This window comes from Microbulbifer maximicatervae (SeqCode) (genome assembly GCF_056231245.1).
Window position 1 is genome coordinate 5205333 of the sequence record NZ_CP174334.1, and the last position, 14668, is coordinate 5220000.

The window sequence follows — 14668 nt, forward strand, 5'->3', positions numbered from 1 at the left end:
AAAGCTTGGAGTTAGCGTCTACCGCGATGGTGTCCACCGCGAACACGATAGTGGCCTCTATGGCCCCGGTAGCCGCGATAACCGCCGCGGTGATAACTTCTATAGCCTCTGTGATGGGCCCGGTAGCGGGCGTGGGGTGACCGAGGATAATAGAAACGGTTGTAGTAGGGCATTCCGCGATAGTAGTAGCGAGCCCGGTAGCGAGGGTGGCCGCGGAATGATGCGGATCGGTAACTGGCGTAGCCACCGCGGTAATAGTAAGTATTCACCGGAGTGAAACCAACGGTTTGGTAAACCGGTGTCCTGTAGGAAGTTAAATAGATATTACTCGAAGCGTAATAGTTGGGCGTGGCATAGGGATAAGCGTAGGAGGAGGTGTAAGCGACTTGCCCTCCACTAGGGCCACCGTAACTGGTGTAGGTGGTGTAGTAACCATCGGTGGCACAGGCACCCAGGGCTAGGGCTGTGCACACCGTGGCGGTGAGAATCACCGTTTTAACAGCTCTATTCATAGTGCTTTCTCCGGTAAGTGGAATTTCCCCCCGGAGAGGCCCGGCAGGGGCCAAGCCCCTAGGCGCGCCAACTAGGCGAGCACAGAATCTCAGGTTTAGTAAGGTCTTGCGCGCGGCGGTGGATCGACAATTTGATACTGGGTATTTACAACCGCAGGCGGTCTTAGGCGATAAAAGTTGCCGTCCCAGTAGAAGTTACAGTGCTGCATATTGTGACAGGTGCCATCCGGGTGGCAGTGGGCATAGCGACCACGCAGGTTGTAATACGTCTTGTTGTAATAAGGGCTGTATCCGTAATAACTGGCGGAACAATCGTTGCCTCCGCAAGGATAGCCGGATGTTCCATTACAGGCCGACAGAGCCAGTCCTGCTGCGATGGCGAGCGCACAACCTGAGCCTCGCAGCAATCTAGTGGGCAGCGGTTTCATCAAGACCTCCACACCTATTGGCTGGTAACACTTCTACATTCAGCCTAGCATTTTTGGCGCGTGAATCATCACGGGGCAGAGTAAATGTTCTAGCAAAGCTGAATACCGAGGCAGGTCTGTATTGGTTGATGGAAACTCTTCAGTTTCGATTTGATAGACCTACTTGTTCGGAGTCAAAAAAGGTAAGGTCGGCAGGCGGGTGAAACCACTAAAAATTCACGCATTGTGAGAAAAATGGTTCTCTCGCAATGCGCAAATCAAGCCGTGAAGGCTCTTTAACTTAGTGACTGATGGGCAGGAGATTGGGGTTTATTGACTCTAAGTAGGCGCCGCTGCTCAGCAATTGCTTCGCCTCTTCAATATCCGGGGCAAAGTAGCGGTCCTTGTCATAGAAAGGTACTCGGGCGCGCAGTTTTGCCTTGGCGGCCTCCAGTTTTTCCGTGGATTTTAACGGCGCGCGGAAGTCCAGTCCCTGGCAGGCAGCGAGTAGCTCCACCGCCAGGATGCCACAGGTATTGTCGGCCATATCCCGCAGGCGACGGCCAGCAAAGGTGGCCATGGATACATGGTCTTCCTGGTTGGCGGAGGTGGGCAGTGAGTCCACGCAGGCTGGGTGCGCCATGGATTTGTTCTCACTGGCAAGCGCCGCTGAGGTGACTTGGGCGATCATAAAGCCGGAGTTCACCCCGCCATTTTCCACCAGGAAGGGAGGCAGGCCGGATAGGTTGCTGTCGATCAACAGCGCCATGCGACGCTCGGATAGGGAGCCGATTTCTGCCAATGCCAGCGCCAGGTTGTCGGCGACCATAGCAACAGGCTCCGCGTGGAAGTTACCGCCGGAAATAATGTCGGAGTTATCCGGATTTTCCTCGTCGGTAAATACCAGCGGGTTATCGGAAACACCATTTGCCTCGGCCAACAATACTTCGGCAGCGAAGCGCATCTGCTGCAGACAGGCACCCATTACCTGGGGTTGACAGCGCAGGGAGTAGGGGTCCTGCACTTTTTCACAGAACTGGTGGGAATCACCGATCTGGCTGGTTTCACCAAGCAGGTCCCGATAAATTGCCGCTACGTCGCGCTGAGCCTGTTGGCCGCGGGCGTTGTGAATACGATCATCGAAGGGGCGGCGTGAGCCTTTGGCGGCTTCCAGGGTAATGGCACCGGTTACCAGGGCGCCGGCGAACAAGTCTTCACTGGCGAACAGGCCGAGCAGGGCAAAGGCGGTAGAAGCCTGGGTGCCGTTTAGCAGGGCGAGGCCCTCTTTGGGGGCCAGGGTAATGGGCTCTAGTCCCGCGGCTTTGAGGCCTTCGTGAGCACTCTTGCGCTCGCCCTTGATAAATACTTCCCCTTCACCGAGAAGTACCACGCTCATATGAGCCAGCGGCGCCAAATCGCCAGAAGCGCCGACAGAACCTTTCTCAGGGATAGCGGGGTAGACACCGGCATTGACCAGTTGCATTAAAGCTTCGATGACCTGCGGGCGCACGCCGGAGAATCCGCGCGCGAGCGAGTTGATTTTCAACACCATCAGCAGGCGCACGGTGGCTTCACTCATAAAGTTGCCGGTACCGGCGGCATGGCTCAGAACAATAGCGCGCTGCAGGTTTTCCAGGTCGTGCTTTTCAATACGGGTGTTGGCCAATAAACCAAAACCGGTATTAATTCCGTATACCGTGCGCCCTTCGGTAATAACCTGGGCAACAGTGTGGGCAGAGGCTTCAATAGCGGGGTAGGCGCTTTTCGCCAGGGACAGCTGCACCGACTCGCGGGCTACGCGGCGCAGTTGCGCAAGGCTCAATTGACCGGGATCGATTTCCAATTGATACATAAATTCATTCACCAAAAAATATTTACTGCTTAGCAGGCTGTTGAAAAACAGCCTGCGCGGGCGGTGCGAAAGCGCCTGCCGTAAAATCAAGCACTGCAAATGCCTGATTTGAGTGCCCATCTTTGTGGACATGTGCCGCAAAGATGGCTTGAAAAAGTTGCTTGTTGGCTTTTTCAACACCCTGTTAGGCGCCGGCGGCGCAGCCCGATAAAAATTATTCGAGCTGTAAAAGATTTCCGCCGGCGGTATTTTTATTGCGGTAAAAAATCAGTCGTTCAGCATAGGCAGGTCCAAGCCCTGCTCTTTTGCGCATTTTTTTGCGATCTCGTAACCGGCATCGGCGTGGCGCATTACGCCGGTGGCGGGATCATTCCAGAGAACCCGCTCAATACGTTTGCGCGCAGCTTCGGTACCGTCACAGACAATGACCACCCCAGAGTGCTGGGAGAAGCCCATGCCTACGCCACCACCGTGATGCAGGGATACCCAGGTAGCGCCGGAGGCAGTGTTCAGCAGAGCATTCATCAGCGGCCAGTCGGAGACAGCGTCGGAACCATCTATCATGGCTTCAGTTTCGCGGTTGGGGCTCGCTACAGAGCCGCTGTCGAGGTGGTCGCGGCCGATCACTACCGGTGCTTCCAATTCACCATTGGCTACCATCTCGTTAAATGCCAGTGCCAGGCGCGCGCGATCTTTCAGGCCCACCCAGCAGATACGTGCGGGCAGTCCCTGGAAATGAATCCGCTCGCGGGCCATGTCGAGCCAGTTGTGCAGCTGCGGATTGTCGGGAATCAGTTCCTTAACCTTGGCATCGGTCTTGTAGATATCTTCCGGGTTGCCGGACAGGGCCGCCCAGCGGAAAGGACCGACACCTTCGCAGAACAGAGGGCGAATATAAGCGGGTACAAAACCGGGGAAATCGAAGGCATTTTCCACACCTTCCTCAAGGGCCATCTGGCGAATATTGTTGCCGTAGTCGAGGGTTGCGGCTCCGCGCTTTTGCAGCTCCAGCATGGCTTCAACCTGAACCGCCATAGACTGTTTGGCTGCCTTTACTACTGCGGCTTCATCTTTCTTGCGCATCTCCGCTGCGTATTCCATGGTCCAGCCCTGGGGCAGGTAGCCATTTAAAGGATCGTGAGCGGAAGTCTGGTCGGTAACCGAATCCGGCAGAATATTGCGTTTTACAATTTCCGGGAAAATATCTGCTGCGTTGCCCAGCAGGCCAACGGAAATGGCTTCGCCTTTTTCCATCGCTGCTTCAATCATTTGCAGGGCTTCGTCGAGGCTGGTGGCTTTTTTGTCTACATAGCCAGTGCGCAGACGGAAATCGATACGGGTTTCGTCGCACTCTACTGCGATCATGCTGAAACCGGCCATCGTCGCCGCCAGTGGCTGAGCGCCACCCATGCCGCCGAGGCCACCGGTAAGAATCCATTTGCCTTTCGCTTCGCCATTAAAGTGTTTGCGTGCGATGGCGGCAAAGGTTTCATAGGTACCCTGGACGATGCCTTGGGAGCCGATATAAATCCAAGAGCCGGCAGTCATCTGGCCGTACATGGCCAGGCCTTTTTTATCCAGCTCGTTAAAGTGTTCCCAGTTGGCCCAGTGGGGTACCAAGTTGGAGTTGGCAATTAATACCCGGGGTGCATCGGCGTGGGTTTTAAAGACTCCGACAGGCTTGCCGGACTGCACCAGCAGGGTTTCGTCGTCTTCCAGGCGCTTCAGCACTTCGACAATCTTGTCGTAGCACTCCCAATCCCGCGCGGCGCGGCCGATACCACCGTACACCACCAGGTCCTCCGGGCGTTCAGCTACCTCGGCGTCCAGGTTGTTCATCAACATGCGCAGGGGAGCTTCGGTGAGCCAGCTTTTGGCATTGAGCTCACTGCCGCGAGGCGCGCGGATTTTGCGGCTGGGATCGTGGCGTTTGTCGGTAGACATAGCTTCCTCGTCAATTTTTCTCGTAAAAAAATTCACACGTCCCGGATTTGATTGTTTCTTTTCCCAGGGCGCGCGGGATAAATCAATAACTAGAATCTCAGTTGTGCACCGAGGCGGTATCGATTGCCTGGGTGAACCAGGCGCGCGAAGCTCACGGTGCCGGCACTGCATTTAGTGCGCCGCCAAACCTGGAGGCACGCATCTCCGGGGGCAATTTCCAGAGCGTGGGCGATAGCGGCTTCCGCAGCTATGGCCTCGACGGTTGTATCGGCCTCGGTCAGCGGTGCGACTTTGGAAAGATAGGCGTTGGGGGTGGTGTGGGCGAAGTCCTGGTCCAGGTAATCTGGAGCCAAGGCTGGATTGGTAAACCGCTCTTCCCACTGCACCGGCAAGCCGTTGTCACAGTGCACAATAATGGAGTGAAACACTTTTGCCTGTTCGGGCACTTCCAATGCCAGGGCTACATCGGCGCTGGCGACACAGGGCTGAGCTAACAGAATGCGGTTGCTGTAACTGTGCCCCCGGGCCGAGATCTCGTCGGCGATATTGCGCACTTCCAACAGTGAGCTGGCGGGCACCGGCTCGGCGACAAAAGTACCCAGCCCCTGGGAGCGCATCAGAACGCGCTCATCGGTTAACTCGGTGAGTGCCCGCCTTGCGGTCATCCGGCTCACACTGAATTGCTGTGCCAGTTGGTTCTCCGAGGGCACCTGGGAGTGAATTGGCCACTCGCCAGACTCAATTTGTTGGCGGATATGGCGCTTGATGGCCGCGTATCGGGGTTCACTTGCAGTATTCATAGACTCAGGTACAGTGCTTCCGTGGCTTGTATATTGTTGTATATACAAGAATAGTTACGGCTACTATGGTTTCCCTGCTGCGGGCTGTCAAGTCGAAGAGGGGAGCTGTATCCTGCCCGTTACTGGTTTGTCGGTCATCGGGCCGAGCATCTATGGTTTAAAAGGAAAAGCGTGCCGCTAAAAGCTTATGTCAGAACGCTGTGATTTGCTGATTACCAATTTGAATGCCGCCACAATGGACCCATCCATTGCCGGTGGTTACGGTGTTATCGAGGATGCTGCAATTGCGGTAACCAAAGGTCGGATCGTTTGGATTGGTCCCCGCCGGGATCTGCCCGAGTGCACCCCAGACCGCATTGTTGATGGCGAAGGTCAATGGGCAACTCCGGGCCTGATCGATTGCCACACGCATCTCGTATATGGAGGCCATCGCGCAGGGGAGTTTGCCCGTCGCCTGGGGGGAGAGAGTTACGAAGAAGTGGCTCGCTCTGGCGGGGGTATTATTTCTACCGTGCGGGCGACACGGGGTGCCAGTGCCGAGAACCTGTATAAGTTGGCTGAGCCCCGTCTGCACGCCCTGATGGCCGAAGGCGTTACAACCGTGGAAATTAAATCCGGTTATGGCCTGGACCTGGATACTGAACTAAAGCAATTGCGCACCGCGAGACGCCTGGCGCAACACAACTCAGTGGAAATAGTAACGACCTGTCTGGCAGCTCACGCTCTGCCACCGGAATACGACGGTCGTGCCGATGAATATATCGACCTTATCTGCGAGCAGATATTGCCCGCTGTAGCCCGCGAGCAACTGGCCGATGCCGTGGATATGTTTTGCGAGACGATTGGATTTACTGTCGATCAGTGCCAGAGAGTTATCGATGCAGCGAAAAAACTGGACCTGCCAGTAAAAGTGCACGCCGAGCAGTTGGCGCGTACAGGGGCTACTGAAATGGCGGCAAAGTCCGGGGCATTATCGGTAGATCATATTGAATACATCAGCGATGCGGATGTCCGGGCCATGGCGGAAAGCGGCACCGTGGCCGTCCTCCTGCCGGGTGCTTTCTATACGCTGCACGAAACCCAGGTTCCGCCTATTGAAAAGTTACGCGAGGCAGGGGTTTGTATGGCATTGGCTACAGACCTTAATCCCGGGAGTTGTCCAATCGCTTCCCTGCGTTTGATGATGAATATGGGTTGTCAGTTGTTTGGCTTAACTCCGGCAGAAGCTCTCGCAGGCGTTACCCGTGCAGCCGCTCGGGCATTGGGTTTATGTTGTTCTCGCGGTGTACTGCGCGAGGGGCTGCGAGCAGATATTGTTCTTTGGCCGATGGATACCCCGGATCAGCTCGCTTATGAAGTGGGCGCCTTAAAGCCTGCAAGAATTTTCCTGGAGGGGCGCGATGTCACAGCTTGCTGATATGCAACTGAGAATCGGGGATGTTGATTCTTAGGGTGGATGTACATCGGAATTAAGGATAAGTTGGTGCTAAATGAGTAACAATATTATCAACAATTTTTATAAGGTTTTTGCGCCCATTATTATCCGAGATTTGGAATGTTGATCTCTGTTTAGCGTCTATCGTGGGCTTTATTTTTAATTCATGGATATCGCTTTATATTTATACTGGGCGGCACTTTTTAAAACTGCTAGCCAATGCCTCAGCGTTGACTGATAAATAGGGCATACTAAGGATTTGCAAGCCCTTTAGATCTACAATCGGAATAAATAAGCGGTCCCCTCCTAACATTAATGATCAGGGGGCTGTAACCGATAAATAAGTAATAAGGATTTTTATATACCTTACATTTTCACAGGAAGTGCATCTTGCCTTTGCAATATCTCTATATCAGTTAATGCACACTAAATTCATTACTCTAAAGCTAGGAGCTCTTGAAAATGAGTAATTCCAGTCTTTCAGGAGCAGTGGTGCTCCCGCAAGAAAATCCTCGTATTTTGGCCTTTGATCTGACCCGAGGCATTGCCGTACTGTTTATGATTGCTATTCACGTCTTATATCATTATGGACGAACAGACGTGGCAGACAGTGCTATTGGTGTTGCTATCCAGGTATCTGCGGGAACTCCGGCAGCTTCAGTGTTTATGCTGATTATGGGTATTTTCATTGGCTATAGTTCGAAGCCGAGTCTGAAACAGGATTTGTTTCGTGCTGCTGGTCTTTTTGCAATAGGGTATTTACTTAATTTCGCCCGTGGCACAGTGCCTATGTGGCTTTCTTTACAGTTTGGTCTTGTCACACAAGAGCAACTGGGAGAATACACACCGCTGAGTGAATTTCTTATGGTAGATATTTTCCAGTTTGCTGGCCTTGCGCTCGCTATTTGTGCACTAGTCAGGCACTTCTTGCCTCATCCTATATACTGGCTCGCTGCGGCAGCTATCGTAGCATTCGGCTCCTCACTCGTCTGGGATATCGGCAGTAACTCCGTTGTTATTGACGAAATTTTACAGTTGTTTTTTGGCAATAAGCGCGAAGGGGTAATGTTCCCGTTATTTTCCTGGCTTGCCTATCCCCTCGCAGGCATGGCAGTTGGCTACTGGTTTAAAAATACAAAAAATATAGATGTATTGTTCTCACGCAGCATATGGATTGGCTTAACCCTAATGAGCATAGGTGGCCTTCTAATCATGTTGAATACGCGATACTTTTTTGCCGAAAACATGAGAGGTGGCCCAGGTCTAATTATTCTGCTTATTGGCTATACTTTCCTTTGGCTTTGGATTAGTAATTTCCTCTTAAACAAAGTAAAGAACAGAAAGCTCATTGACGTAATGGTGTTTTGGGGTAAAAACATAACTCCGTTCTATATCGCTCAGTGGTTGATAATTGGATGGGGATTAATGTTAGTTGGTTCCCAGCAGCTTGGTATGGCCAGTACGTTAACAGCAATGTTTATCGTACTCCTGCTTTCTCATTTTGGGACTCGAGCTTGGGTTAATTTCCGTTCCCATAAAGGGAAAGCTATGGAGCAGCCTGCAGCGTCTGCTGTATAGTACCGACATGCAACACGTGTTGTTGAAAAATGCGGCACGTTAGTGTTGTAGAAGCGCAACTTAAATGCTTCTTTTTCGTGACAAATTTTAAGGTACTCGCAGAGGGCATTGCTTGATCGTCTACTTCCAAAAGTATCGGCAGCTCTCGCGTTGGGGCTTTACAGTTCCCATAGCCCACTGTGCGAAGGTTTGCGCGCGCATATTGCGCACGGCCAATGGATATTCCGGTTCAACTTGCCTACAAAGTGGGGGCTTGAAGCCAATAAAGATCTTCCTCGGAGGTATTGATGTTACAGCTTGCTGATATGCAGTTATGGAGTGGTCGCACCGACTCTGAGGATGGACGTGCAGGTGAGCGCTGGCACCAGCGGATTTCACCTTTGCAATTGGATGACCCTCCCGGCCTGACTATTCTCGGCTTCGCTTCTGATGAGGGTGTGCGTCGAAATAAAGGGCGAATTGGCGCGGCCAAGGGACCGAGAATATTGCGTTTGGCCATGGCGAATTTGCCGGCAACTTTTGATGCGCCCTTATACGATGGGGGTAACGTCAGAGTCGAACGGGAAGACTTGGAGTCTGCCCAATCGCTATTGGGTGCCCGTATCAATGAGTTGCTCGGTGCCGGTCACTTTCCTCTGGTATTGGGAGGAGGCCATGAAATTGCTTTTGGCAGTTATCAGGGGATTGCCCGCTGGATGCGCGAGCATCACCGCGAGAGCAGTCTAGGTATTATCAATTTTGATGCGCATTTGGATTTACGCACACCTGCGCCAAAGGGGTCATCGGGTACGCCATTTTTCCAGATTGCAGAGCAGTGCAGGATAAATGGCCGCGAATTTAATTATCTCTGTGTGGGTGCGGCGGATAACGCTAACACACCTGCTCTCTATCAGAGAGCTGATGAATTGGGTGCCCAGGTTATTCGGGACCGTGAAATCAGTAGTTGGAATCTGAATACAGTTCAGGCGCGAATCCGCGACTTTATCGAGAAGGTGGATTTTGTCTATCTGACGGTATGTCTGGATGTATTGCCGGCGGCAGTAATGCCAGCGGTGAGTGCCCCCTCTGGCAGGGGAGTTTCCATGGAGTTTTTGGAAGTCTTGCTGGATACCGTTTTGGAATCCAATAAAGTTTGTTTGGCGGATATCGCTGAATTTAATCCTTATTTCGATATTGAGGATCATGGTGCGCGTACCGCAGCCCGCTTAGGTTTTCAAATTGCAAATCGTGCGGCCAGAAAAATTCCCTGAGTATTTGTAATAATACAGCGCGGCCACTATGGCTTTGGAGGTCGCGTTAACTTCAGTATTAGAAACCACTATTTTAATCCTTATCCACAGCCGTAAGTGACTGGCAGAAAGCTCCGCTTTTGCAGTTGATATGATCAAAGATCTTGAAATTAATCACTTAAAAACCCTGGAAATACTATTCAGGGTTGAAAGTATCTCCCTTGCCGCAGAGCATCTGCAGGTTTCGCAGCAAGCTATCAGTTTGCAACTGAAGAAGATTAGAAAAATAGTTGGGGATGATCTATTTGTGCGTACTGGGCATGGGATGGCTCCCACCAGTTATGCAAAATTTATAGAACCACAGATTCGACAGGTGCTGACGTTACTCAGTGAGATTCCCGCTCCGGGCTCTCTTGATTCAAGCCAGACTTCCCGGACCCTGGTGATCTCTGCTACAGATTACGCGCAAAAAGTGGTTGTTGCCGAGTTGATCCAAAGGGTCAGGCAATATGCGCCGAAAGTGAAATTTATTGTCACTAATATTGAAAGCGTCTCGCTCACCCAGAAAATGCATCAGGGAGAAATTGACTTAGCTTTCACATCAGCGGGGTATGTGCCTGATGGAATTAATACACAGGTGCTCTTTAATGAGCGTTATGTCTGTGTATCGGCTAATCCTATGTATAGTTTAGATGAGTTGGTCCCTATTGATCAGTTGATGCAATCTGATTTTGTGATTACATCGCCAGGGATTGGAGGCTTGCGCGGTTCAGCCGATCGTTGGCTAGAGGGGCAAGATCTAAAAAGAGAGATTGTTGTTTCGGCGCCCTCTTTTTATATAGCCCAGGAGTTCTTGAAAAGGACGGATGCCCTGGCCTTTATTCCCTCTAGGTTGATGCCTTGTGAGGGCTTGGTGGAAATTACCTTGGACAAGTATCCACCTGGCTACGAAGTTGTAGCCGCCTTTCATCCCCGAGTGGAAAATGATCCATTGGTAAGTTGGATTCTCAATGATCTGCACCAACGATTTTCTAAGTCAATAGCTTCCTGATTGTATCCGTAACAAGCTTTACTCCATAGCTTTGGCAAAGCTGCCTTTCTACTATGATTTTTTTAAAAGCTAGAAAGCATACAGGTCTGTTATGAGTATTCTGAATATTAATCCTTCTTCACTTTATGATGGCAGTTCTTCCTGCCTATCCCACGCCCGAGTCGATACCAAAACAGGCTTGGTATTTGTATCGGGTCAGGTGGATTGGGATAGTAATTGTGAAGTTAAAAACATAGGGGTTGGTGCTCAGGCGGAAAGCGCCATGCAAAACTTATTGACAGTATTGGATGAGGCCGGATCGTCGGTAGAGAACCTTTTGCAGTTACGTATCTATGTGCGTGGAGAAGTTAGTGAGCATCTGGGGGAAATAGTCCCCGTGCTATCTAAATATTTGGGTACTACTCGCCCGGCAATCACGGGGGTGGGAGTCATATCCCTGGCGTCGCCAGAGACATTGATCGAAATTGAGGCAGTGGCCAAAACGCTACTTTAAGTACCTGAATAAAAAAGCCCCGCATTGCAGGGCTTTTAAGTTTTACTTGAGGTGTTCCCTAAGCTCGGAGCCTGCTTGATCAAGAGCATCCTGCACTGCGGGCACGTCACTCAGGGCATTTAGTAGGCCGTAGTCGTGAATCATGCCGTTATAGCGAACAGCGGTTACGGTCACACCAGCTTCGTTAAGTTTGCGGGCGTAAGCTTCGCCTTCATCTCTCAGCACATCCATCTCAGCAGTCTGCACCAGAGCGGGAGGCAAGCCGACCAACTGGGATTTGCTTGCGCGCAGAGGTGAAGCATAGATCTCGTTGCGCTGTTTGGGGTCGGTAGTGTAGTTATCCCAGAACCACTTCATCATATCTCGTGTCAGGAAGTGATCCTGGGCGAACTGCTTGTAAGAAGCGTTGTTGAAGTTGGCATCGGTAACCGGCCAGAGCAGCAGTTGGAATTGCAGATCCGGTGTTCCTTTCTCTTTCGCCATCAAGGCAACCACGGCTGCCATATTGCCACCGACACTGTTACCGGCCACGGCAAGACGGGAACCGTCGACACCGATCTTTTCGCCATTCTCCGCGACCCACTGGGTAGCCGCATAAGCCTGGTTAATTGCAGTCGGGTACTTGGCCTCTGGAGATGGGGTGTAAGCCACATATACCGCAGCGGCGCCGGAGCGTTGAACCAGATCGCGGATCAAGCGTTCGTGGGTTGGGTAGTCACCCAAGACCCAGCCTCCGCCGTGGAAATACATAAAGGCGGGAATCTGGCCCCGGGTGTTTTTCGGTTTAACGATAGTCAGTTCCAGCTTTTCGCCATTAACCGTAATGGTTTTCTTGCTGACTTCAGCGGGCGGCAATTGCGCACCCTTTTGGGCTTCGACCAGGACGGCGCGGGCATCTTTCGGTGATAGTTGCTCAATGGGTTTGCCGCCACCTTGCGCCAGTGCTTGAAGGAACCCCTGGGTATTTTTCTCAACACCAGGGGAAATAGAAGCAGACGCAGAAGTCATACCAAGAGCAAAGAAAAGGGGTAGTGCCAGCTTGGAAACTTTTAAGCCATTCATAACGGATACCTTCAATTCTCTACCGGTTGCTTAAGAAGATATGTGCAGGCGCACATCAACATTGCCTCGGGTTGCATTGGAATAAGGGCAAACTTCATCGTGAGCGGTGTTGGCAATTTTTTCTGCCGTCGCTTGATCCAGGCCGGGAAGATCGATATAGAGGTCAATATCCAGACCAAACCCCTTACCCTGGGGACCGATTCCAACTTCAGCGCGCACAGTGGTTTCTTCCGGGACTTTTACTTTCTCTTTACCGGCGACAAACTTAAGAGCGCCAATAAAGCAGGCAGAGTAACCCGCAGCAAACAGTTGCTCTGGGTTGGTGCCATCGCCACCGGGGCCGCCAAGCTCTTTGGGAATACTGAGCTTGACGCTTAACTTTCCATCTGATGATTGAGCTTCGCCATCACGGCCGCCATTTGCCGTTGCTACTGCGGTGTAAACTGTTTGCATTAACCTGTCCTCATTGATGTGTGTTTGTCTGTCAGAAGCCGCCTGGAATGGAGTCCAGTCCTTTTCCCGCTGGATTTATTGAGCTGGGGGTAGTAGTCCGGATTTCTAAGTCAGCTTCTAAACAGTGCGTCAGCTTGGACGCCAGATAAAGTTATTGCGATAACTATTATTGCGATAATTAAATATCGCTATAAGGACGATAGCTATAACAAATGGAGCCAAAGCGGGGGCCCCGCTAATGGCGGGGCGATAAAAGAGGGGAAGATCAGGGGTTCGCTAAATATTGGCGAAGCGTCTCTATTTGCGTCTTTAGCGCCCGTGCAGACTGAGGATTCAAGCCACAGGCATTCAGCACTTGAGTGGGAATTGAAGCAGCCTCTTTTTGCATCGACCTACCGGCATCAGTCAGCTCGATAATGACTCGACGCTCGTCCTCCGGGTCTCGGTGGCGGTTGATCAGCTTTTGATTCTCCAGTCGTTTGATAACTGGCGTTAGGGCACCTTTATCCTGGCCAAGCCGCAGACTCAGCTCCGTAGCGGTGATTCCGTCGTCTTCCCAGAGCACCAGCATCATCAAGTACTGGGGGTAGGTTATTCCCAGTGTCTCCAATAGAGGCTTGTACATCTTGCTCATTGCCAGGGAGGCAGAATACAGGCTGAAGCAAAGTTGGTTATCGAGTTTTTGGTCTTCGTTTATGGACTTGGCCATAGGCACACCCTACTTACCGGTGGCAGTTTTGCGCCAGTGTAGCGCAAGTATGGACTTACCACGCTCCTTCATTGTTTCAGAACCGACACATACTGCCAATCGAGAGCAGCGAAACTTTTTGTAAGGTTTTATTTGAAGCCGGTACAGTAATTTGCATAGACGATGGAGTGGCCGGTGGAATTACGGGATCAATTATTTCAACAAGCGACTACGGAATATACCGAAGGGGTTTCCCGGCTGGTACATAGCTATGTGCGATCAAAAGCCGAGCATGATGATCTGTTACAGGAAATCTGGCTGGGACTCTGGCGGGCCCTGCCGACATTTCGCGGTGATGCCAGCTTAAAAACCTTTGTATATCGTATCGCACATAACCGCTGTGTGACCGAGCTGACCCGTAGAAAAACTTATCATGGGAGTGATGATGAATTACTGGAGCTTGAGGACCACCAGCCGGGCCCCGCAGAGCGATTGGTAGCCGAACGCAAGTCTGAACAGCTGGTTCGTGCAGTGCAGAAATTACCCTTAGGACTCCAGCAGACATTGACTCTTCGCCTGGAAGGCCTGAGCTATGCGGAAATCTCTGAAGTTCTGGGTATTACCGAGTCCAATATTGCAGTGCGGCTCAACCGGGCAAAAGAGCGTCTCAATATCTGCCTTTTGGGAAGTGAAAAATGAATGAATCAGACACAGAAAAACAGTGGCTAGAGCTGGAAAGTATCTGGAAGGGGCAACAGACCAGCGCAGAAATCCCAATTACAGCGCTGAATTGGGTGCGTCGCCAGGAGCGACGAATGCGATTGGTGGTCGCTTTTGAATATCTTTTTGCAATAGCTGGGGTAATCTATTTGCTAGGAGTAATTCTTGCGAAGAACTACCCAGATACCATGTACCGAGTAGCTTTTGTTATTGCGACGCTCGTTTCGGCAATAGTATTTTCGACAGTTAATCGGCGAGGTCTTTGGGCCCCGCTAGAAGAATCGGCTAAGGCCTATGTTGAATTAGGTCTGCTGAGGCTTAGGCGAAAACGTCGAGAAGTTTATTTCAGCTGGTTATTCCTGGTCCTGCAAATATTTATTATCAGTTTGTGGGAACTTAGCAGGTTTCTTCGTGGAGCGACGGAACCTTTGGTCCGTAATCCTC

General features: G+C 51.5%; 15 protein-coding genes (1 of these 15 running past the window's edge). 7 read left to right on the forward strand and 8 right to left on the reverse strand.

Annotated features, from left to right (window positions below):
* Window positions 1-11 precede the first annotated feature (11 nt).
* The 5 genes from ACJJIS_RS22815 to hutC all read right to left on the reverse strand — a co-directional run bounded on the left by ACJJIS_RS22815 (window position 12) and on the right by hutC (window position 5515).
* The gene (locus ACJJIS_RS22815; protein WP_444906914.1) at window positions 12-512 is read right to left on the reverse strand and encodes a hypothetical protein; all 501 of its coding nucleotides are present in this window, start codon (window positions 510-512) and stop codon (window positions 12-14) included.
* A 95-nt stretch (window positions 513-607) separates the two neighbouring features.
* Complete coding sequence (locus tag ACJJIS_RS22820; protein WP_282930781.1) at window positions 608-940, reverse strand: hypothetical protein; 333 nt, start codon at window positions 938-940, stop codon at window positions 608-610.
* A 280-nt stretch (window positions 941-1220) separates the two neighbouring features.
* Window positions 1221-2771, reverse strand: coding sequence for a histidine ammonia-lyase (gene hutH / locus ACJJIS_RS22825; protein WP_475709155.1), 1551 nt, complete (start codon window positions 2769-2771; stop codon window positions 1221-1223).
* 267 nt (window positions 2772-3038) lie between these two features.
* Window positions 3039-4715, reverse strand: a complete 1677-nt coding sequence (hutU, locus tag ACJJIS_RS22830) for a urocanate hydratase (protein WP_475709156.1) — start codon at window positions 4713-4715, stop codon at window positions 3039-3041.
* An 89-nt stretch (window positions 4716-4804) separates the two neighbouring features.
* A complete protein-coding gene (hutC, locus tag ACJJIS_RS22835) occupies window positions 4805-5515 on the reverse strand; it encodes a histidine utilization transcriptional repressor HutC (protein ID WP_282930784.1) in 711 nt (236 codons plus the stop codon).
* A 187-nt stretch (window positions 5516-5702) separates the two neighbouring features.
* Here hutC and hutI point away from each other — a divergent pair, with 187 nt between their 5' ends.
* From hutI to ACJJIS_RS22860, 5 genes are all read left to right on the forward strand, one after another.
* On the forward strand, window positions 5703-6932 hold the full coding sequence (hutI, locus tag ACJJIS_RS22840) for an imidazolonepropionase (RefSeq protein WP_413663744.1): 1230 nt from the start codon (window positions 5703-5705) through the stop codon (window positions 6930-6932).
* 480 nt (window positions 6933-7412) lie between these two features.
* Window positions 7413-8528 carry a heparan-alpha-glucosaminide N-acetyltransferase domain-containing protein gene (locus ACJJIS_RS22845; RefSeq protein WP_475709157.1) on the forward strand — a complete coding sequence of 372 codons (1116 nt, stop codon included), beginning with the start codon at window positions 7413-7415 and terminating at the stop codon, window positions 8526-8528.
* Between the two features lie 287 nt (window positions 8529-8815).
* Window positions 8816-9778, forward strand: coding sequence for a formimidoylglutamase (hutG, locus tag ACJJIS_RS22850; protein WP_475709158.1), 963 nt, complete (start codon window positions 8816-8818; stop codon window positions 9776-9778).
* A gap of 130 nt (window positions 9779-9908) precedes the next feature.
* Complete coding sequence (locus tag ACJJIS_RS22855) at window positions 9909-10808, forward strand: LysR family transcriptional regulator (RefSeq protein WP_475709159.1); 900 nt, start codon at window positions 9909-9911, stop codon at window positions 10806-10808.
* 91 nt (window positions 10809-10899) lie between these two features.
* Window positions 10900-11301, forward strand: a complete 402-nt coding sequence (locus tag ACJJIS_RS22860; RefSeq protein ID WP_475709160.1) for a RidA family protein — start codon at window positions 10900-10902, stop codon at window positions 11299-11301.
* A gap of 42 nt (window positions 11302-11343) precedes the next feature.
* On the opposite strand, the gene ACJJIS_RS22865 is transcribed toward ACJJIS_RS22860, so the two are convergent.
* The 3 genes from ACJJIS_RS22865 to ACJJIS_RS22875 form a co-directional block, all read right to left on the reverse strand.
* The gene (locus ACJJIS_RS22865; protein WP_475709161.1) at window positions 11344-12363 is read right to left on the reverse strand and encodes an alpha/beta hydrolase; all 1020 of its coding nucleotides are present in this window, start codon (window positions 12361-12363) and stop codon (window positions 11344-11346) included.
* A gap of 30 nt (window positions 12364-12393) precedes the next feature.
* The gene (locus ACJJIS_RS22870; protein ID WP_413663738.1) at window positions 12394-12816 is read right to left on the reverse strand and encodes an organic hydroperoxide resistance protein; all 423 of its coding nucleotides are present in this window, start codon (window positions 12814-12816) and stop codon (window positions 12394-12396) included.
* Between the two features lie 265 nt (window positions 12817-13081).
* Complete coding sequence (locus tag ACJJIS_RS22875) at window positions 13082-13525, reverse strand: MarR family winged helix-turn-helix transcriptional regulator (RefSeq protein WP_413663737.1); 444 nt, start codon at window positions 13523-13525, stop codon at window positions 13082-13084.
* A 174-nt stretch (window positions 13526-13699) separates the two neighbouring features.
* On the opposite strand from ACJJIS_RS22875, the gene ACJJIS_RS22880 reads away from it, so the two are divergent.
* Complete coding sequence (locus tag ACJJIS_RS22880; RefSeq protein ID WP_475709162.1) at window positions 13700-14203, forward strand: RNA polymerase sigma factor; 504 nt, start codon at window positions 13700-13702, stop codon at window positions 14201-14203.
* Window positions 14200-14668, forward strand: partial view of a hypothetical protein gene (locus ACJJIS_RS22885; RefSeq protein WP_475709163.1) — the 5' portion only. Its footprint extends 119 nt past the window's final position; 469 of the gene's 588 nt are visible here — the first part of the coding sequence; the start codon lies at window positions 14200-14202; the stop codon falls past the right edge of the window. Before ACJJIS_RS22880 ends, ACJJIS_RS22885 begins: the two co-directional genes overlap by 4 nt.